The organism is Caproiciproducens sp. LBM24188 (genome assembly GCF_054130445.1).
Genome location: NZ_CP196862.1, coordinates 538,001 through 557,900 on the forward strand (window position 1 = coordinate 538,001; position 19,900 = coordinate 557,900).

Genomic DNA, 19,900 nt, shown 5'->3' on the forward strand with positions numbered 1-19,900 from the left:
ATGCTTGACAACGATTATGGCAACCATTCTGGCGATCCCAAAGAACCATGGGAAAATGAGGATTCCAGCCTGAACGGGGAAGAAGAAACCACTAACGCGAAGGAATCTTTTGAGGAAGATGAAGAAGCGGAGAAAGACGCTGCGGCAGATGACACGCAGCCAATAGAGGAACCGCCCACCGCCGGAGAAGGGGATTCCCGGCAGGACAGCCAAAACCAGCAGAATCCGTATTACCCATATGGTTCCAATGGGAACAATCCATACTGGGGCAATACCTATGGAAATAACTCCTATGGAAGCGGCTCGTATGGGAACAACCCTTATGGGCAGTACCCCAACCAGTCTTATGGAAGCTACAATCCTTACGGCGGGTACCAGAACAACCAGTACAATCCGTATCCATACGGGCAGAACCAGTACCAGCAGCCGAACCGTCAGGGGCAGCAGTACTGGACCTATCAGCAGTACGGCGGGCAGTATTCCCAGCAGAACCCTCAGCCGAATCCACCTAGAAAGAGCAATACCGGTCTGAAGGTGTTCCTCTGGATTTTGGGCGTTCTAATTGCCGGTTCCGTATTGGGATTTAGTGTTTACAGCGTTTACACCTCCATTGAGCAGAAGAATGCAGCGCCATATTACAGCGGTGCCTCCTCACAGGCCGAGCCGAATCAGGATGGTTCCACGTCCGGCAGCGCCGCCGGGAATGCTTCTTCCGGCAGTGGTTCCGTGGAAAGCGCGGCGCCTGGGAACGGCACCAACCCGAACGGTTCCGGAATTGTGATTAGCCCCAAGCCGAGCGGAGACCCGCTTCCCGCCAAAGAAGTGTACCGCAGGGTGGTTCAGAGCGTGGTCGGCGTGGAAACGGAAGTTAACAATGCGGCAACAGGCGAAACCGGTACCGGACAGGGCACCGGAATTATCGCCACCTCCAATGGATATATCCTAACGAATGCGCACGTGGTGAATTATTCCCGTTCCAATAAAGTAACGGTGATTCTTTATAACAAGAAGGAATACGCGGCTACGGTCGTGGGCTATGATAAAACTTCGGACATCGCCGTTCTGAAAATTAACGCGAATGGTCTTAGCCCGGCAACGTTTGGCAATGCGGATCAGCTGGAAGTCGGCGATTCGGTTGTTGCCATCGGCAACCCAGGCGGCCTGAACTATGCCAGTTCGCTGACCGGCGGTTTGGTATCCGCCTTGGACCGTACCATTGAAAACCACAGCGACAACGGCATGACTTATATCCAGACCGACGCAGCGATTAACCCCGGAAATTCCGGCGGCCCGTTGGTGAACATGTACGGCCAGGTGGTAGGCATCAACTCGAACAAGATTGTCGCCACCGGTTTTGAGGGGATGGGTTTTGCCATTCCGATTAGCAAAGCGAAAACCATTATCGACGACCTGGTGGCGCGCGGCTATGTCAGCGGAAGAAGCCGACTGGGCATTACTGCAACTGAAATTACGTCGATTCAGGCGCAGCTGAGCGGCCTTCCGACCGGCGTTATGATTCGTGACATCAGCGCCGAAAGCGACCTGAGAAAATCGAACGTGCAGAAGGGCGACATCATCACCAAGGCGGACGGCCAAAAGATTTCCAGCTTGGATGACCTTTACGCCGTGCTGAGCAAGCACAAAGCGGGCGATGTGATTACCCTGACAATTTACAGCCAGACGACGGGCGATAACGGGAGCATCCGTGACGTGAAGACCAAGTTGCTGGAAGATAAGGGCGAAACACAGACTAAGTAAAGTTCCATTCAGAATGAATCAGGGTGCTGTAAAACGAATTTTCATTCGTTTTGCAGCACCCTGTATTTTGTGGAAGTTGTATTTCGATTTTTTAGATTTTGCTAAGCATCACTTTTTGGTGGATTTTAACTGGAAACCTGTTTTTGGCGGGTCTATTTTGCAGCACCGGACCAAACGGCGTTATCGGTTCGTGCCCAGATAAAACAAGGCGATGGTTCCGGGGCCGGAATGCGCTCCAATGACTGGGCCGACGTAGTTAATTAGAATGTTTTTTACACCAAACCGGCGCCGAACTTCTTCTGCAACAAATTCGGCGTCCTCCTGTGCATCCCCATGGCTGATAAACACGGTTTGCGAAGCGGGGTCCGTCGCCGTTTCCTCCATATGGTCCACCAGCGCGGAAAGGGACGCGCGGCGGCCTCGGACCTTGCCCATATTGATGAGGTGCCCTTCATTGTCCACATGAAGCACCGGCTTGATATTCAGCATGGTGCCGATGAGCGCCGTTGCGCCGGAAATGCGGCCACCGCGTTTCAGATGGTTCAGGTCATCCACGGTAAACCAGTGGCAGAGATGAAGTTTGGTTTCCTCCGCCCAGTCGCGGACTTCCTCAATGCTTTTGCCTTTCCGCTTTTCCTGTGCGGCAAGATACACCAAAAGGCCTTCCCCCAACGACGCACAAAGGGTGTCGACCGCAAAAACTTTGCGCTCCGGGTAAAGGGCGGCCATCTCTTCGCAGGCAAGCTTCGCCGCGTTATAAGTGTTGCTTAGGCCGCTGGAAAACGCCAGGCAGAGCACGTCCCGTCCGGATTCCAGAATCGGACGCATCGCGGAGGAAAAGGCTTCGATATTCACCGCGGATGTGGTACAGCTTTCCCCGCTGCGGATTTTGGAATAAAACTCGGCAAAAGACAGGTCCCGCCCATCCAGATAATTATAATATTGTTTTCCCGAGAGGTTGAACGCAAGCGGAAGTACGGTCAGCTCCAGTTCCCGTGCCATTTCCTCGGGCAGGTCACAGGAAGAGTCGGTAATAATTACATAGTCGTTCATAAACGGGCTCCTTTTATAGAGTGACATTATATTGTTTTATAATCATATGATTTTTATACTAGTTACAGTGTATCATGATCTGGATGGATAGAGTACAATAAAGTTCGCAATTTCGAGAAGGTATAGAAAAGCCATTGGGACTCCTTTAAAATGAATGGTGTCAAGACATTCAAAGAAGGAGTTGGCCCCAATGACTCAAGGAAAGAATAACACAGATCTTACGGAATTGCTACTGAAATGTATGGCGGAGCCCGACCCGATGCTCAGTATGCTGGAATGGCTCTGCGCTCAACTGATGGAGGCGGAGGTTTCCGGCCTTGTGGGAGCGGAAAAGAATGCGCATAATCCGTCTCGAAGCGACTACCGCTGCGGATATCGTCCCCGGAGGCTGGATACTCGCGTAGGGACGATGTATCTCATGGTGCCAAAGCTGCGCAGCCATGGATATATCCCGTTCTTTGTCACGGAACGCAAACGCAGCGAGGCGGCGCTGGTACAGGTTATTCAGGAGGCATTCGTGCAGGGCGTGTCCACACGGAAGATGGAAAAGTTGGCTCACAGTCTGGGGATAGAGAACCTCTCCCGCAGTCAGGTCAGTGAGATGACAAAAGGGCTCAATGAACAGGTACAGGAATTTCGCAACCGTTCTCTGACGGATACTCGTTATCCTGTCATTTGGACGGATGCCCTGTACGAAAAAGTCCGTATGGATGGCCGTGTCGTCAGCATGGCGGTGATGGTTGTCTGCGGCGTCAACGAGCAAGGGCACAGGGACATTCTCGCCGTGGAGCCGATGCTGGACGAATCCAAAGAGAGCTATTCCCAGTTGTTTCAAAGTCTTTTGGATCGCGGCTTGAAAACACCGCTGCTGGTGGTTTCCGATGCGAACAAAGGGCTGATTGCCGCCATCCGAGAAAGTTTTCCCGGCGCATCCTGGCAACGCTGCAAAGTGCATTTCATGCGAAATATTCTGGCCCATATACCGCAGAAAGAAAAAGAATCCTTTGCGGTCCAACTGAAAGAAATCTGGCTGGCGCCTTCCGTCCAATTAGCGCGACAGCGCGCAAAACAGTTGTCGGAGCAATATGGGAAGCGGTTTCCCAAAGCAATCGAGCTTCTGGAAGACGGGCTGGAGGACTCACTGGCTTTCTATGCATTCCCCGAGCTTGATGCCCGTAAAATCTCATCGACCAATATGCTGGAACGGCTGAACAAGGAAATCCGGCGCAGAACCAACGTCGTCGGGATATTCCCAAACAAAGATTCCTATCTGCGGTTGGTTACAACATATCTCATGGAATACGCTGAAGACTGGTCCGTTTCCAGAGCATATTTGAATCCCAAATCGATTCAGACACTTCTGCTAAGCGCAGCTTAATTCATTTCGTGGAGTCCCCAAATTGCGAACTTCTCTTGACATAGCCTCTGGATGTGAATGCAATGTATTATCATTCGATTTTATTGAAATATTATTTTTGATACCGTGAAATATCGTTACGAAAACAATTAAAAGAAAATTCTATTTTGATGTACCTGCAAAAAGAACCGCCGGGACGGAAACAGACTTGTTTCCGTCCCGGCGGTTCCCTTTTATCAGGAAGATAAAAATTTTTGCCCGGGGTTAAGATGGGCATATGACGGCAGAATTTTGTAAGGAGGCCTATTACAGCTCTTTGTTTTGCATAATGGCATATGAAATAAAGTAGGAAATCACGAGAAGCAGAAGTGCGGCCGGAAGGGAAAACCAAAGGGCGGTTTCGATTGCTGCGTCGCTCAAAGACACGCTTTGGAATGATAACCTGGATTTATTGAAGGCAAATATCAGCACCGTCGGGACCATACAGATGACAAAAATCCAGATACGCGCTTTCTGCGTGCCAAATTTGAACAGAAGGGGCAGAAGGATAGCCATTAGTGCCAGTGCGACAGAAGACACGCAATAAACCGTCATTACAAATTCCATACTCATGTGGTTTCGGAATAACCCGGGCAGGAATGCAAGCAAAAAACCACTGAGATTCATGATTAAGGTTAGCACATAGCGGGACAGAACCAGCTGCCTTTTGGTAATGGGAAGGGACAAAGCATAGTAATTCCATTTGGAAATCTCATCGTAGGCAAACGCGTTCATCACCAGCATGGCGGAAAGTAAGACAACCATTGCCGAAAGGAAAGAAGCGCCGTCCTCCGATATTGCGAAAATAACCAAATAAATCGCAAAGACAAAAACAACGCGGGTCATGGATTTTTTGATGCTCAGCAAGTCTTTATAAAGCAGACCGATCATGGTTTTTCTCCTTTCACAAAGAAAAGCATAATGTCGTCAATGGAGGCATTGTCAACAACCAGATTGGGGTAGGCACGGCAGGCAGCCGCACGGTTGCTGACCAGTGCTTCGTATCCAAACTCATTTTTGCGCCATCGAATCAGGTCTTTCCGGTTTACCCGTTGAAAGTCCGCAGAACCGCATTTTAATATGCCGCAGCGGTAAATTAAATCGTCTTTCGAACGGTGGAACACGATTTTGCCCTCGTGAATAAAGGTGATGTAATCGGCGACTTTCTCCAAATCACTTGTAATATGGGAGGAAAAAAGAATTCCATGGGTTTCATCCTGTATGAAATCCAACAGCAGGTCGAGAATGTCGCTTCGAATGATGGGGTCCAGCCCACTGGTCGCCTCATCCAGAATAAGAAGGCGCGGCTTGTGCGCTAATGCGCTGGCAATAGACAGCTTCATCTTCATGCCCTTGGAATATTCCCGGATCATTTTGTCCTTTGGCAGTTTGAATTGCGCCAGACAGCGGGAAAACAGCGCATCGTCCCAAGTGCGGTACACCTTTTTCAGGATGGAGGCAATATCCTGCGCGCGAAATTCCCCATAGAAATAGCTTTCGTCGAATACCACGCCGATTAGTTCTTTAATTTTGCGTTCCTCCCGGATGTTATCCATCCCGAAGACCCGAATGTTTCCACTGTCGCGGCGGATTTCGTTCAAAATTAATTTAATCGTGGTGGTTTTGCCCGCCCCGTTTTCGCCGACTAACCCCACAATGCTGCCGCAGGGCACGGAAAACGAAATGTTCTGTAAGTCAAAGGTCGGGTAATGCTTGCTTAAGTTTGAAATTTCCAGAATATTGTCCATAAATACCTCCGTTCACTATTCGTCACGGTAAAGCAGGGTGAGCAGCTCGGTAAGCTCGCTCAGCCCGATGCCCGCCTGTTTTGCCGTGTCCACGGCGTTTTGCAGGTGGCTTTCCACTTTGCGCAGCTGCTCTTCCCGGATAAACTCCATGTTTTTGCGCGCGACGAAGCTGCCTTTTCCGGAAACGGTTTCAATGAATCCGTCCCGTTCCAAATCTTCATAGGCGCGTTTGGTAGTAATGACGCTGATGTGCAGTTCTTTTGCCAGAAGGCGTATGGAGGGCAGGGCGTCCCCAGCCTGAAGTACGCCAGTAATAATTAGGTTTTTAATTTGGTCGGTGATTTGTTCATAAATCGGCCGGCCGCTTGAGTTGCTGATAATAATGTCCACGGGTGCACCTCGTAACAGTGATAGTGGTGATACTGTATATATCGTATATATACAGTATCACCACTATTTCGATTTGTCAATAAAATTTTAATTTTTTTAGTTGCCCTGTTGGGGGCAAAAAATGGGCGAAAGGTACGGTGAGTTGAAAGGAGGTTTGCTCTTGGAAAAACAATCGCAGCAGCAGGAGAAAGCGCGGCGCAAACTCTACCGAGGCTACGAGAAGCTGGCGTTCGGCGGCATTGCCGACGCAGTGCGGCTGTTGTTTGTGGAAGAGCCGGACCTTGCGGCGCTGGGAAAGATGGACCTTTACAACATTGCGGAGATTAAGCGCCCCAAAGGAGGCGGGATGGAAATCAAATTTTTTGACCGAATCAAGGCGATGCAGTGTCTGGAGGAAATGAACGGTGAAAACGGAAAAAAGGCGGAAGCGCTTCCGTTGTACCGCGCGCTTCAGGAGTGTGTGCGTTCCTTTGGGGAGGAAACGCATGACAAAGCAAACGTTTCGGCGGACTGATTCCTCCGGCGGCACAAACTGCGTTGGAAGAAAGCCTGCAGGCAGGGGGAGGCGGCATCATGGAGTATAGCACGTTTTCCCAAAAACAGATGCAGGCGCTGAGCTGGTGGTGCCCGGGCAGCCCGTTTGAAGCGCGGGATGCAGTAATCTGCGACGGCGCGGTGCGCAGCGGAAAAACGCTCTGCCTTGGAATCTCGTTTGCTGCCTGGGCACTTTGGCGCTTTCAGGACCGTTCGTTTGCTTTCTGCGGCAAAACCATCCGTTCGCTGAAGCGCAACTTAATTACCACGTTGCTGCCCGCATTGGAGGACGCCGGGTTTTCCTGCAAAATGACGGAGAGCGAAAACCGGATGGAGCTTTCCTTCGGTGGGCGCACCAACCGGTTTTATCTGTTCGGCGGGCGGGACGAGGGTTCGGCCGCCCTGATTCAGGGCATTACGTTGGCCGGGGTGCTGTTTGACGAAGTGGCACTGATGCCGCGCTCTTTTGTAGAGCAGGCGCTGGCACGCTGTTCGGTGAAGGGTTCGAAGTTTTGGTTTAACTGTAACCCGGAAAATCCGCAGCACTGGTTTTACCGGGAGTGGATTTTAAATGCAGAGGGGAAAAACGCACTGTACCTGCACTTTACCATGGAGGATAATCCATCGCTCAGCCCGGAAATTCGGGCGCGTTACCGGGGACTTTATTCCGGAACGTTTTATGAGCGCTTTATCCTTGGAAAGTGGGTGGCGGCACAGGGACTGGTGTACCCGTTTATGACGGACAGCATGTTCTGTGATGTGCCCGCGCATTTTGAACGGTTTGCCGTTTCCTGTGACTACGGTACGGTCAACCCTGCCTCGTTCGGCCTGTGGGGGCTTTGTGACGGGGTATGGTACCGGGTGGACGAGTATTATTTCGATTCACGCCGGGCCGGGAGCCAGCGCACCGATGAGGAGCATTACGAGGCGCTGGAAAAGCTGATTGGTACCCGGGCGGTAGAGCAGATTGTGGTGGACCCTTCCGCCGCCAGCTTTATGGAAGTCATCCGCAGGCACGAAAAATACGCGGTGATTCCCGCGCAGAACGATGTGCTGGACGGAATCCGGCGCGTGGGTGTTGCGCTGAAGCAGGGGAAAATCAAAATCTGCCGATGCTGCGCCGACACGGTGCGGGAATTCGGGCTGTACCGCTGGAGCGATGATTCCGTGCGGGACGCGCCGCGGAAAGAAAATGACCACGCGATGGATGACATCCGGTACTTTGTCACCACGATTCTGCACCGGGAGGATCCGTTTTTTGCAATCGCCGCACCGCGTGAGGAAGGAGAGGAGAACCGATTATACTGAGAAAACGAAAGGAAAAACAGGCTGCCCCGGCACAGACGGTGCAGGCCGCGCCGCATGACCAGCCATTTGCCGACCTGAACGGGTATGTTCCGCTCGCCTGCGGCGAGCGCAGGCTTTACGCGGCCCTGCGGGAAGCAGTTCCGGTGATTGACGCGGCCATTGATAAGATTTTGCGGCTTGTGGGGAGTTTTACCGTGCGCTGTGCGGACCGGGAAACGGAACGGAAACTGAATGCTTTTTTACGCACGGTCAAGGTAAATTCCACCCAAATCGGTGTGCAGAGCTTTTTAAACGGGTATTTATCCCAGCTGCTGACATACGGCAACGCGGTGGGGGAAATGGTTCTGGGCGGCGGCACGATTGCTGCGCTTTACAATGCTTCGCTGGACGATGTGGAGCTGAAAGCCATTTCCCCGCTGCAAATCGACGTGTACCGCCGCGAGGCCGGGGGAAGCGTGAAGGTGCGCTACCCGGAATTGGTGTTCTGCTCTGCGCTGAATCCGCTGCCGGGCAGCGCGCAGGGACGTTCACTTTTGCATGGGCTGCCGTTTGTAAGCGGAATTCTGGTTCAGATTTACCATACCATCGGGGTGAACTGGGAACGGCTGGGCAACGTGCGGTTTGCCGTTACCTATAAGCCTTCCGGTGACCCGGGCGACCGCGCCTACGCCAGGGAGCGCGCACAGCAGATTGCCGGGGAATGGAGCCGCGCCATGCGCAAGGACAGCGTCAGCGATTTTGTGGCCGTGGGCGATGTGAGCATTAAGGCCATCGGCGCGGACAATCAAATTTTGGACAGCGAGGTACCGGTGCGCCAAATGCTGGAGCAGATTGTGGCCAAGCTGGGGATTCCGCCGTTTCTACTGGGACTGAGCTGGTCCTCAACCGAGCGCATGTCCGCCCAACAGGCAGATATTCTGACTAGCGAGCTGGAATCCTACCGCCGCCTGCTGAATCCGGTAATCGATAAAATCTGCGGGATGTGGCTGCGCCTGAACGGCTGCAGCGGCCTCTGCGAGATTTTGTGGGACAACATCACCCTGCAGGATGAAACGGAGCTCGCCAGCGCACGGCTGCAGAACGCGAAGGCGGCAAAGATTGAAGAAACGCTGAAACAGGGAAAGGAAGGAATTGCTTGAAAGAAGGAATGGTGCTGAAAACCGGACGGGCAGCCAATTCGGATGATATGGAAAAGATCAACCGGTATACCCGCCGCGAGTTTCAGCCGGAGGAGGTCTACACATTTTCCGTTGTGCTGTGCGACAACGAAATTGACCGGGACGGGGAACGGTTTACCGTTGAGGCGTTAAAAGCGCTGGCGGGATTGTTTTTAGGAAAAACCGGAATCTTTAATCACAGCATGCAGGCGCAGAACCAGACAGCGCGGATTTACGACTGCGCAGTGGAGCGGGACGAAACGCGCCGGACCAAATGTGGGGAAGCGTACTGCCGCCTGGTGGCGAAAGCGTATTTGCCGAACAGTGAAAAGAACCGCGATTTTATTCTGGAACTGGAAAGCGGAATTAAAAAGGAAGTCAGCGTGGGCTGCTCCGTTTCCAGCGTGACCTGCAGCATTTGCGGGGCCGACCTTCGGCACGGCGGCTGCTCACACGTGAAGGGAAAAACCTATAACGGTCAGGTTTGCTGTGCCGTGTTGGACGAGCCGACTGACGCATATGAATGGTCTTTTGTGGCGGTTCCGGCACAGCGGGAAGCCGGGGTGATTAAGAGCTTTTCGGGAATGGAAGAAGTGGAGAAGGCGCTTTCCGGAGGGGAAACCGTTACCCTAACCGGCGAACAGAGCCGCGCGCTGCGGGAAACGATGAAACAGCTGGAAAGAGAGGCTTCCTATGGCCGGGCATACCGCACGGAACTGGAGAACGACTTTGTGAAGTACGCATCCGTGGCACAGCCGGAAATCCCAGCCCAAACACTGCGCCGCGTAGCGGCCGGTATGGATCTGGACGACCTGAAATGCTTTGAAAAGGCATACCGTGCCAGGGCAAACGAGGCGCTGCCGCTGACCCCGCAGCTGTTTCGTGCGGAGAAAACGGAGCCAGCGGGCGGAAACGCCCCGTTCAAAATATAACTTATGGGAGGAATTGCAATGGAACTTTCATACAACGGATTTGGGGAGAGTACGGCGACCTTCGCCGTGACGGACGGAGTCACAGCGGAAATGCCGGTCAAGATGACGGCCAACGGTACCGTGGGTGCCTGTGCAGCGGGGGATAAATTCTGCGGTGTGGCGTTGAACACGCGTGGCGGATACGCGGCAGTACAGCTTTCTGGTTATGTGCGCCTGCCTTATACGGGAACTGCCCCCGCAATTGGCTATGGGAACTTCAGTGCAGCAGGGGAAAACGCCATCCAAATAGACGCGGCGGGCCGGGAACTGCTGGTGCTGGATGTGGACGAAACCGGGAAAACTTGCGGCGTAATCCTGTGAGGATCGGAAATTCAGGCGTAAGGCTAGCTTACCAAAATAAAACAGGGAGGAAATTAAATGGCGTTATATGAATCGATTAAATTGGAAAAGGGAATGTACGGCACGCCCGGAAAAAGCTTTACCGAGGTGCTGGAGGAGCTGGACCCGTCCGAAAATTACACCGGCACAGGGTTGGAAGGGCTGGACGCGTACCAGCGTCAGCTGAAACGCTTCGATATCCGGGTGGGCGGAGCGGATTCCGATCGGATTGAGAAGTTTTTTCAGACGGCGGATTCCGCTGCGCTGTTTCCGGAGTATGTTTCCCGTGCCGTGCGGCAGGGAATGGAGCAGGCGAATCTGCTTCCAGGCATTGTTGCAACGACCACAAGTATTAATTCTATGGATTACCGCACGATTACCTCGAACCCCGGCACGGACGACAAGTCCCTGAAGCCGGTTGCGGAGGGGGCAGCCATTCCCCAGACCGTGGTGAAGACGCAGGATCACCTGGTAAAGCTGCACAAGCGCGGCAGAATGCTGGTGGCCAGTTATGAGGCACTGCGCTTCCAGCGGCTCGATCTTTTTACCGTGACCCTGCGCCAGATTGGTGCCTATATTGCGCGGGCACAGCTGGGCGACGCGGTGGAAGTTCTTCTGAACGGTGACGACGGCAAAAGCCCTGCACAAACCATTGTTACGGCGGAAAGCAAACCATCCTATGCCGATTTGGTGAATCTGTGGGGCGCGTTGACCCCGTATACGCTGAACACCATGCTGGTTTCCACGGCAACCATGAAGGATTTGCTGGATATTCAGGAGTTTAAGGATGCAAATGCCGGGTTGAATTTCCAGGGTACCGGAAAACTGGCTACGCCGCTTGGGGCAAACCTGCTCCATGTACCGGAGCTTGCGGACGGAAAAATCATCGGGCTGGACAAAACCTGCGCGCTGGAAATGGTGCAGGCGGGCGGCGTGACCACCGACTATGACCGGTTAATTGACCGCCAGCTGGAACGTGCCTCCATCACGACTATCGCCGGATTTACCAAAATTTTTGACAGCGCCGTCAAGGTGCTGAATTACAAAGCGTAGGGTGATGGCGTGACGGAAGACGAAGTATTGGAACGGTTTGCGCTGATGGCCGACCTAAGCGCAGAGCGGGCGGAGAAATTCCGCCCGCTCTGCGGGGAAGCCATGACGGAAATTAGCCGGCGCGCAAGAAGTGATGACACAAACGCGCATAAGGCACTGTGCGCCGCCGCCGCGGCGCTGGCGTTTTACCGCTGGGCGCTTGCCGGCGAGGCAAACGGTCCCGCGGGGTTTGCTTTGGGAGAAGTGAAAGTCAGCAAAAACGGAACGGCTGCGGCTCTTGCAAAGGAAGCATGGAAAGAGGCAGAGGCCGCCGCGGCGCCGTATTTGGAAGACGACCAATTTTTATTCCGGAGGACTATGTTATGACGCAGCGAACCGTACTGGAACTCATACTCGAACGTTACGGGGAAGAGGTCACCTGCAATGGAGCCACGGTGCGCGCGGTGATTCAGCCGCTGCGAAAAACCTCGCCCCTTGCGGGCAGTTTACCGGAGGAATACTGCGACCAGACGCATTTCCTTTATACCGGACCGGCAGGAAAAAGCCCAAAAGCCGGCGACGTACTGAACACCGCGCGGCGCAATTACACCGTGCAGCGTGCGGACACATACCTGCTGAATGGGGAAGAAATCTACGCCTGGGCGGTGCTAAAGCCGCTTGCCCTGGATGCCGGTACAGCGGTAACGATAGCAGCGCAGGGGGTGACAATTGCAACTGCCCTGAGTTGTGAGGAAAAAGCCTTGCAGGAAAGCGAACCTGTATCCGCGTGGGGCGAGCCGGTTCCCGCGGCGGTGGCAGCGGGAACCATCCGGTACGAATTAATACTGCGCAATATCCGTCCGGTAAAGGATTCGGATTTGTACGCGGCAGCGGATTTTACCGTAACAGTTGCCCGGGAGGGGAGGAAAGTCATCTATTCCGGATGCCGGTGGAAAACGCTGTGCTCCTCCGGGCAAGCCGGGGAACGCACGGTGCGGACCATGGAACTGTATGCCGCCGCGCGTACGGAGCAAAAGGAGGAAGATTCCCATGAATGATGAAGCACAGGAGCTTTCGGAACGGATTCAGCAGGACTACCTGCGGTATCCACGACCACTAACAACGGAGGAGACGTGACCGCCTTCTTCGGTACGCCGGCAAAATTCAGCCGAAAGAGAAAGGATGGTCGCAATATGAAGCTGCAGCCCATGAGCTATAAAAGCTATGTCTGGCCCGTTAACCCGGAAACGGTGCGGATGGAGGCAGCGCGCAATCTGAAGGAAGTGGCCCTTCCCTTTTCCGGCAGCGTGGTGCAGGATTTGGGAGCCGGCAGGCGAATGGTTTCAGGGGCGGGGCGGTTTACGGGGAGCACCTGTCTGGACGATTACGCCCAGCTGGAATCGGTCTTTGCGGCGGGTGGGAGCGGCGTGCTCCGCCTTCCGGGGGGACAGGTGCTTTCCGCTGTGTTTTCCTGCCTAAAAATGACGGGAAAGGCAGGCCCCGACTGCATAACCTATGAGTTTACCTTTCTGGAGGACGCTGCCGGTGCAGAGAAAGCTGCCACACAGTGCGGCGGTGTTTATGTCTGCACCGGGGGTGAAAACCTGTGGGCGCTGGCGAACCGGTATGGAACGACGGTGGACCGCCTGCGCGCGATAAACCCCATGATTCAGTGGCCAAACCATCTGAAAGCAGGATTAAAGGTGGTGCTGCCTTGAATTATATTGGGATTTTGCCGGACGGCACGGAGGTTCGCCTGCCACAGCCTGTTCGTGTGAGGCTGAGCCGGGAAGAGGACGCGCCGGCGGACGGCTTTTCCGGGGTGTTTCCGCTGCAGGCGCCGGTTGGTAATATTACGTCGCTGCGCATATATGGTCGGGATGGAAGCCTCTGTTTCGACGGTATTACAGATGACTGGAAAGTTACCCGCGCGGACGGGAATTTTTTAACTCTGACGGCGCGAAGCCGTGCTGCGCTGCTGCTGGACAATGAGGCGATTCCCCAAACCTACTGTATGCCCTCACTCTCCACCATTTTTCAGCGCCATATTCAGCCCTATGGTTTTACCGGATTTCGCGGCAGCAAAAAGATCTTTTGCGGCGCGTTGTCTGTAACAAAAGGAATGAGTGAATGGCAGGTCGCAGAACAGTTCTGCCGCCAGTTTTTGCATGTAACCCCCAGAATTCAGGACGGAGTTTTCGACGCTTCCGGAGAGATCCCTTCGGGGCAGATTTCGTTTGGCACGGGCGGCGTTCCGTATTCCGCATTGGTCATACACAACCGGTATGCGGAGAAAATTACCGAATTGCTGGCCCAGGGTGGAACGGACGGCACGTATTTTTGCGTTGCTCGGGATACGGAGGCCGGATTATTGGGGATCCGACGCAGAAGGTGCCTTACATTGGGGCAGAATGCGAAAAATGTGCTGCGCACCGCTCAGAAAAAATCATTTTCCATTTTGTTGACCTGCCCCGGGGAGATCACTGCCCGGCTTCTCCAAAGCGCTCAGTTCACAGAAGTAAACCCGGAACTGCCTAGGGAGCTTTATGTGGCTGGAATTGAGTATGTGCTGGGCACATCGGGCGAGTTTACGCAGTTTGCATTAAGGAGGCGCGGGTAATGTGGCTTTCGCGGCATTTCATTGAGAAGGAAAGGACCCAACCGGCGGCGGAAACGGCACAGGTCACGGGATATGCCTCTATGCTGGGAAACGGGGATTACCGCGGTGTGCCGACCACCGCACCGTGGGGAATTGCGTTTGCCCCGCCCGCCGGGGCGCGGGCGGTTTTGGTAAAGACGGAATCCGGAACAGCCTGTATCGGCGTGGTTGGCGACCACAGGGAGATTCAGCCCGGCGAGCTGCTGCTTTATTCCTCGGGCGGCGCGGAAATTTACCTGAAAAACAGCGGGGAAGTAGTAATAAACGGGCAGACATTTGCCGCGAAAAAGGGGGAATAAGATGGATACACTGCTGCAAAATGGTGATTTTGCCCCCGGTTCAACCGGAAAACCAATACCGGTGACCGGCACGCGGGAACTGTTTCAGCGCGCGATGCTTCGCCTGACCGTACCGCTTGGCTCCTTTCCCTATGACGCCACCCTGGGCAGCCGCCTGTATACGCTGCATGCGGAGGAACCGGATTTGGAAAGCCGGGCTCTTGCCGCCGCGCAGGAAGCGCTGCGTCCGCTTGGTACCGTTGTGGTGGAAAGTGTGCGGCGTGTGGATGGGGAAACTCCGGCACTGGCCATTCGGTGCAGGTGCGGCGAAGAGGAAACGGAAATTGAGGTGAAGCTTTGATGGACAGTTATGAAACCATCCTTTCCAGAATGCAAAATAAATTTACATCCCTTGCGGGGTATTCCCCCGACGAGGCGTCGGACATCGGCATACGTATGAAGGTGCTTGCGGGGGAGGTTTACTCGCTGCACAGCGCGCTGGAATGGTTAAAGCAGCAGACCTTTGCCCAGACGGCGCAGGGGGAGCAGCTTGACCTGCGTGCACAGGAGCGCGGAATTACCCGAAAGGCGCCGGTAGCGGCGAAAGGAACGCTGGTCTTTTCCCGTGCCACGCCGCTTTGGTACAGTGCGGTGGTGCCTGCCGGTACAGTGTGTTCCACGGCCGGGGAGAACCCGGTTCGTTACGTTACGCTGGAGGATGCTGTTCTTCCGCAGGGCCAGCTCACGGTGGCCGTACCCGCAAAGGCGGAAAAAGGGGGACGGGAGGGAAACGCGCAGCCCGGCACCATTACGGTTATGGTAACGCCGCCCGCTTCCATGGAAAATGTGACCAACCCGCAGGCGTTTACCGGCGGGGAGGACAGTGAAAGCGACGGTGAACTGCGCACCCGCCTGCTGCAGAGTTATTCCGGCAGGAGCAACGGAACAAACGCGGCGTTTTACCGGGAATTTGCACTGCAGTACGACGGGGTGTATTCCGTCGGCGTGATCCCGCGTGAAAACGGGCCGGGAACGGTCGGCGTCTACCTTGGCGGCCGTGGCACCGCCCCGGCGGACGAGGTGGTGGCACAGGTTCAAAAGGATTTGGACAAAGCGCGTGAAATCAACGTGGCGGTTCATGTGGCAGCCGCGAAAACCATTTCGGTTGATGTGCAGATTGCTGTGCTGCCGGCTAGCGGATATTCATCCGAAGAAAGCATTGCGGCTGCGCAGAATGCAATCAAGGCGTATTTCAGGGAGCTTTCGGTGGGGGAACCGGTGCTGGCGGCGGCTATGGGGGCATCAGTTCTAGCTACCGGAGCAGTAAAAAACTATGCGTTCACCTTTTGCGACCGCAGTGTGGCCGCCAATGAATTGGCCGTGAGCGGAGTACTGACCGTTTTGCCCTTAGGAGGTGTCGCATGAACGCGTTGGAATCCATGACCGCCGCGCTTCGCACAACCGGAATTTATGCATTGACGGGAAAAACAGTCGTGGACATTGAATTGCAGTCATACGCGGAAGAATTAAATTTGCTTTACGACGCAATTTCTTTGCTTGAAAAGGAAAGTTTTGCCCCAACCGCATGTGACTATGGCCTTTGCAGCCGCATGCGGCAATACGGACTGCCGCAGCTGGATGATCCGGAACAGAACCGCGCTGCGGTGCTGGCGATGGGTGCGGTAACGCCGGAACGCTGTTCAAAGGACGACCTTGCCGACGCGTTGCGCGCAGCGGGACTTCCCTGCGATATTGTGGAAAATCCCGCGGGTCAGGCGCTGTACCTCAACTGCCCGCAGGAAATGGCCGATGAGGATACGCGAAATGCAGCGGTGCGAACCGCCAAATTATTCCTTCCGGCTCATCTAAATGCGGAACTGGATTTCCGCAGCATTTCATGGGATACTATTGACCGGGCGGATGCGTCCTTCGATGAGGACGATGCGCTTGACCTCACCTGGGATGCGGTTGACAGCTACCAAAATGCCGTTGTGCGGATTTAAGTTCCAATTGAAAATTGGATGATAAGCTGGTCGGGAAAATAGAAATGTATCACGTTTCAACCAAAGGGGAGGAAGTTATGCCGACAAATCATAAAACCAGCCTTGGGCTGAACAGCTGGCTGGGCACGGATAAACCAAAACGCATCGATTTTGTGGAGGACAATACCTTGCTGGACAGCCTACTGACCGCGCATTTTAATGATACTGAAAAACATTTAAGCGCGGACGACCGCACCATGCTGTCACAGGCCTTTGTAATGGGGAATTATCTCGGTGATGGACAGGCCCAACAGACGATTACCATGCCGTTTGAGCCGCGCATGGTGCTTGTGTTTTTTATGAACCGACCCGCGCTTTATTACCGTTCCAGCGGCGGATATTACGAAAATAACTTCGCTATTGCCCTGAAGGGAAGTGCCATGGGCGGGGCGCGTCTGAACGGAGCCACCTTGACGGTAAGCGAGGACCAGACGGCTCCTGCCGCAGGGGGAATCCGCATGAATCTGAATAGCCAGGACAGTGCCTATGCTTATGTGGCATTTCGGTAAGAGTCTTAGAATTGCTTTTTTACAGAAAGTACGATAAGATATAAACAATGTTAGAAATTGTCGAACTTTGTCTGGAGATGAATGGATGGACTGGTACGAAAATGAGGAAAAGCCAGAACGTGCGCTGCTGGTGGAACTGGATACCGGGGAATTTGATGCGGAGGCGTCGCTGGCCGAGCTGTATGAACTAACGCGCAGTGCGGGAGCCGAGCCGTGTGGAGCAATTCTACAGAAGCGGCCCTCTCCGGATACAGCGACATGCGTCGGTTCCGGCATGATGGAAGAAATCGCGGAATTCTGCCGGAATCATGAAATTGATCTGCTGATTTTTGACCGTGAACTGACCCCAACACAGCTGCGTAATATTGAAGCTGTAAGTAAAGTTCGCGTGGTGGACCGCACCATGCTGATTCTAGATATTTTCGCCCAGCGTGCCAGAAGCAGTGAGGGCAAGCTCCAGGTGGAGCTTGCCCAACTGAAATATATGCTCCCGCGGCTGACGGGTAAGGGAACCGGGCTGTCCCGACTGGGCGGCGGAATCGGCACGCGCGGACCAGGCGAGAGCAAGCTGGAATCCGACCGTCGGCATATCCGCCGCCGGATTGACACCCTGAATGCACAGCTGGCCGAAGTAGAGAAACATCGGGAACAGATTAACCGCCGCCGCAGGAAGGACGGCATTGTTACCGTGGCGCTGGTAGGGTATACCAACGCGGGAAAATCCACGCTGATGAATACGCTGACGCAGGCAGGCGTTCTGGCGAAAAATATGCTGTTTGCAACACTCGACCCAACCGCCCGGGCGCTGAAGCTTCCCAGCGGAAGAACCGTGATGCTGATCGATACGGTTGGCTTGGTGCGCCGGCTTCCGCACCAGCTGGTGCAGGCGTTTCACTCCACACTGGAACAGGCGGCTACTGCGGATATTATTTTGAATGTCTGCGATGCGTCCAGCCCGGAAGCGCCGGTGCACCTGGAGGTTACCGAGAAGCTGTTGGCGGAACTCGGCTGCGAGGGCCGGCCGATTATTCCTGTGTTGAACAAATGCGACGCGATGCCGCAAAACACGGTGATTCCGTTTATTGGCAATGCGGTGCGTATCAGCGCACTAAGCGGGATGGGCATCGATCGTCTGTTGGAGGCGATTGAAAACGCCCTGCCCGAGAAAAGCCGGAGGGTTACGCTGCAGCTGCCGTTTTCCAGAAGCGGTGTGGCTGCGCAGATTCGCCGCAAGGGAATCGTGGAAAATGAGGAGTACAACGCTTCGGGGCTGATGCTGACGGCGCAGATTCCCCCGGATTTATACGAATCGGTAAAAGAATATATTGTGGAGTAAACAATTCCGCGCAGGGCTTTTCGACAGAGAAGCTGCGCGGTTTTTACGTTTTATCACCTATGGTGGAAAGAACCAGTACGGTAAACTACGCAAATTTTGTGTACCACAATGAAGATTCAATCGAAAGAATTAAGAATTTGCTTGTTTTTCTAGTAAAACCGCGCAGAATATGATATCATTTAATAAATACTGAATCAGGATAAGGAATTGATATGCGCGAGTTTTATACAAAAGAAGAAACGGTGGCTTTCTGCAAGGCACTCAGTTCTGAACTGCGTGTCGATATGCTGCAGTACATTTATAAAAACCGCGGCGTCAGCCTGAATGATTTGGCGGATACCATGGGAGTCAGCCGTGCGGCAATTACACAGAATATGAAAATTCTGCTGGATGCCAACCTGGTAGAGCTGAAGCAGGTGAACGGCCAGCGGGACGCCCGGAAAGCTTGCTATTTAAAAGAGAACCGCTTTACCATTTCGCTTGGAAAGCGCTTTGATTCCGGAAATATGTATATGGCGGAAATACCGATCGGCCAGTATACCGATTATCAGGTACACCCTACTTGCGGAATCGCCACAACGGAAACGCTCATTGGGTCCGTGGATGATCCGCGTTACTTTGATGATCCGCAGCGTGTCAACGCCAGCATTCTCTGGTTCAGTTCGGGTTATGTGGAGTATCGGCTTCCGAATTACCTGAAAGAGGGTCAAATCCCGGAGGAAATTCAAATTTCAATGGAGATTTCTTCCGAAGCTCCCGGCGTCGCGGAAAACTGGCCCAGCGACATTTTCTTTTATTTCAATGATATTTTGCTCGGCTCCTGGACCAGCCCCGGGGATTACGGAGCAATGCGCGGTTTGTACACCCCGGATTGGTGGTTCGAAAACTGGAACCAGTACGGCCTCCTTAAATTATTGTCCGTCAATGCGCAGGGGACCTTTATTGACGGAAAAATGATTTCCCCCGTCACCATACAGAACCTTAACCTAAACCGGAACAGTGATTTCCGGTTCCGCATGGCGGCACCGAGCGACGCCGCAAATGCGGGCGGGTTTACGTTATTCGGCCACGGGTTCGGAAATTATAATCAGGATATTCGCCTGCATGTGATTTACGATACATCGGCAGAAACAAAGGCGTAATACCAAACAAAAGAGACGGAAATGAAAAACAGGCTGCTCAGATGCTTTGCATCCGGGCAGCCTGTTTTTGCACGTAGTCTAAAAATCTTTTCGGTATAACATGACTGTGGCAGAGGTGACCAGGCACCTCGACGGCGGGGAAAACTGAATCCGAATACAAATGGAGCGCCCTGCCTAACTGACAGAGCGCTCCATGGTGATATGGGCCATTTCGTTTTTCAACTGTCTTGCTATATAAAGAATCGGAG

At 53.8% G+C, this 19,900-nt stretch carries 23 protein-coding genes; 19 read left to right on the forward strand and 4 right to left on the reverse strand.

The features are described from left to right. Positions 1–1,758, forward strand: coding sequence for a trypsin-like peptidase domain-containing protein (locus ACSVDI_RS02490; RefSeq protein WP_457944457.1), 1,758 nt, complete (start codon positions 1–3; stop codon positions 1,756–1,758). A 180-nt stretch (positions 1,759–1,938) separates the two neighbouring features. Here ACSVDI_RS02490 and ACSVDI_RS02495 read toward each other — a convergent pair whose 3' ends face one another. Continuing rightward, the gene (locus tag ACSVDI_RS02495; protein ID WP_457944458.1) at positions 1,939–2,811 is read right to left on the reverse strand and encodes a DegV family protein; all 873 of its coding nucleotides are present in this window, start codon (positions 2,809–2,811) and stop codon (positions 1,939–1,941) included. Positions 2,812–3,001: 190 nt separating this feature from the next. Here ACSVDI_RS02495 and ACSVDI_RS02500 point away from each other — a divergent pair, with 190 nt between their 5' ends. Continuing rightward, entirely contained in the window at positions 3,002–4,189 is a 1,188-nt protein-coding gene (locus tag ACSVDI_RS02500) for an IS256 family transposase (RefSeq protein ID WP_135661204.1), read from the forward strand. 285 nt (positions 4,190–4,474) lie between these two features. On the opposite strand, the gene ACSVDI_RS02505 is transcribed toward ACSVDI_RS02500, so the two are convergent. The 3 genes from ACSVDI_RS02505 to ACSVDI_RS02515 are packed head-to-tail and all read right to left on the reverse strand — an operon-like array spanning position 4,475 to position 6,345. Then, the gene (locus ACSVDI_RS02505) at positions 4,475–5,098 is read right to left on the reverse strand and encodes an ABC-2 transporter permease (protein WP_457944459.1); all 624 of its coding nucleotides are present in this window, start codon (positions 5,096–5,098) and stop codon (positions 4,475–4,477) included. Then, positions 5,095–5,955 (reverse strand): ABC transporter ATP-binding protein, encoded by an 861-nt coding sequence (locus ACSVDI_RS02510; RefSeq protein WP_457944460.1) that lies wholly within the window; start codon positions 5,953–5,955, stop codon positions 5,095–5,097. Before ACSVDI_RS02510 ends, ACSVDI_RS02505 begins: the two co-directional genes overlap by 4 nt. A gap of 15 nt (positions 5,956–5,970) precedes the next feature. After that, on the reverse strand, positions 5,971–6,345 hold the full coding sequence (locus tag ACSVDI_RS02515; protein ID WP_457944462.1) for a GntR family transcriptional regulator: 375 nt from the start codon (positions 6,343–6,345) through the stop codon (positions 5,971–5,973). Positions 6,346–6,505: 160 nt separating this feature from the next. Between ACSVDI_RS02515 and ACSVDI_RS02520 the strand changes: the two genes are divergently transcribed. The 17 genes from ACSVDI_RS02520 to ACSVDI_RS02600 all read left to right on the forward strand — a co-directional run bounded on the left by ACSVDI_RS02520 (position 6,506) and on the right by ACSVDI_RS02600 (position 19,652). Further along, positions 6,506–6,859, forward strand: coding sequence for a hypothetical protein (locus ACSVDI_RS02520; protein WP_457944463.1), 354 nt, complete (start codon positions 6,506–6,508; stop codon positions 6,857–6,859). A 59-nt stretch (positions 6,860–6,918) separates the two neighbouring features. After that, positions 6,919–8,187: a PBSX family phage terminase large subunit gene (locus ACSVDI_RS02525; RefSeq protein WP_457944465.1), complete on the forward strand. Its 1,269-nt coding sequence runs from the start codon at positions 6,919–6,921 to the stop codon at positions 8,185–8,187. A 38-nt stretch (positions 8,188–8,225) separates the two neighbouring features. After that, a complete protein-coding gene (locus tag ACSVDI_RS02530) occupies positions 8,226–9,326 on the forward strand; it encodes a serine/threonine protein phosphatase (protein WP_457944467.1) in 1,101 nt (366 codons plus the stop codon). Further along, complete coding sequence (locus tag ACSVDI_RS02535) at positions 9,323–10,276, forward strand: hypothetical protein (protein ID WP_457944468.1); 954 nt, start codon at positions 9,323–9,325, stop codon at positions 10,274–10,276. Before ACSVDI_RS02530 ends, ACSVDI_RS02535 begins: the two co-directional genes overlap by 4 nt. Before the next feature lie 18 nt (positions 10,277–10,294). Continuing rightward, positions 10,295–10,636 carry a hypothetical protein gene (locus ACSVDI_RS02540; protein WP_457944470.1) on the forward strand — a complete coding sequence of 114 codons (342 nt, stop codon included), beginning with the start codon at positions 10,295–10,297 and terminating at the stop codon, positions 10,634–10,636. A 57-nt stretch (positions 10,637–10,693) separates the two neighbouring features. Further along, positions 10,694–11,707 carry a phage major capsid protein gene (locus ACSVDI_RS02545; protein WP_457944472.1) on the forward strand — a complete coding sequence of 338 codons (1,014 nt, stop codon included), beginning with the start codon at positions 10,694–10,696 and terminating at the stop codon, positions 11,705–11,707. A gap of 9 nt (positions 11,708–11,716) precedes the next feature. After that, a complete protein-coding gene (locus ACSVDI_RS02550; RefSeq protein ID WP_457944473.1) occupies positions 11,717–12,073 on the forward strand; it encodes a hypothetical protein in 357 nt (118 codons plus the stop codon). Continuing rightward, positions 12,070–12,744, forward strand: coding sequence for a hypothetical protein (locus ACSVDI_RS02555; RefSeq protein WP_457944475.1), 675 nt, complete (start codon positions 12,070–12,072; stop codon positions 12,742–12,744). The genes ACSVDI_RS02550 and ACSVDI_RS02555 overlap by 4 nt, the downstream gene beginning before the upstream one ends. A gap of 135 nt (positions 12,745–12,879) precedes the next feature. Next, positions 12,880–13,404 carry a LysM peptidoglycan-binding domain-containing protein gene (locus ACSVDI_RS02560; protein ID WP_457944477.1) on the forward strand — a complete coding sequence of 175 codons (525 nt, stop codon included), beginning with the start codon at positions 12,880–12,882 and terminating at the stop codon, positions 13,402–13,404. Further along, entirely contained in the window at positions 13,401–14,306 is a 906-nt protein-coding gene (locus tag ACSVDI_RS02565) for a hypothetical protein (protein WP_457944479.1), read from the forward strand. The genes ACSVDI_RS02560 and ACSVDI_RS02565 overlap by 4 nt, the downstream gene beginning before the upstream one ends. Then, positions 14,306–14,644, forward strand: coding sequence for a hypothetical protein (locus ACSVDI_RS02570; RefSeq protein ID WP_457944481.1), 339 nt, complete (start codon positions 14,306–14,308; stop codon positions 14,642–14,644). Before ACSVDI_RS02565 ends, ACSVDI_RS02570 begins: the two co-directional genes overlap by 1 nt. A 1-nt stretch (position 14,645) precedes the next feature. Continuing rightward, positions 14,646–14,984, forward strand: coding sequence for a histidine kinase (locus tag ACSVDI_RS02575; RefSeq protein ID WP_457944483.1), 339 nt, complete (start codon positions 14,646–14,648; stop codon positions 14,982–14,984). Further along, entirely contained in the window at positions 14,984–16,048 is a 1,065-nt protein-coding gene (locus ACSVDI_RS02580; protein WP_457944485.1) for a baseplate J/gp47 family protein, read from the forward strand. Before ACSVDI_RS02575 ends, ACSVDI_RS02580 begins: the two co-directional genes overlap by 1 nt. Then, positions 16,045–16,626, forward strand: a complete 582-nt coding sequence (locus tag ACSVDI_RS02585; RefSeq protein ID WP_457944487.1) for a hypothetical protein — start codon at positions 16,045–16,047, stop codon at positions 16,624–16,626. Before ACSVDI_RS02580 ends, ACSVDI_RS02585 begins: the two co-directional genes overlap by 4 nt. Positions 16,627–16,703: 77 nt before the next feature. Continuing rightward, on the forward strand, positions 16,704–17,174 hold the full coding sequence (locus tag ACSVDI_RS02590) for a hypothetical protein (RefSeq protein WP_457944488.1): 471 nt from the start codon (positions 16,704–16,706) through the stop codon (positions 17,172–17,174). Positions 17,175–17,259: 85 nt separating this feature from the next. Continuing rightward, positions 17,260–18,510 carry a GTPase HflX gene (gene hflX / locus ACSVDI_RS02595; RefSeq protein ID WP_457944490.1) on the forward strand — a complete coding sequence of 417 codons (1,251 nt, stop codon included), beginning with the start codon at positions 17,260–17,262 and terminating at the stop codon, positions 18,508–18,510. Between the two features lie 212 nt (positions 18,511–18,722). Then, the gene (locus ACSVDI_RS02600) at positions 18,723–19,652 is read left to right on the forward strand and encodes an ArsR/SmtB family transcription factor (protein ID WP_457944492.1); all 930 of its coding nucleotides are present in this window, start codon (positions 18,723–18,725) and stop codon (positions 19,650–19,652) included. The last annotated feature ends 248 nt before the right edge of the window (positions 19,653–19,900 follow it).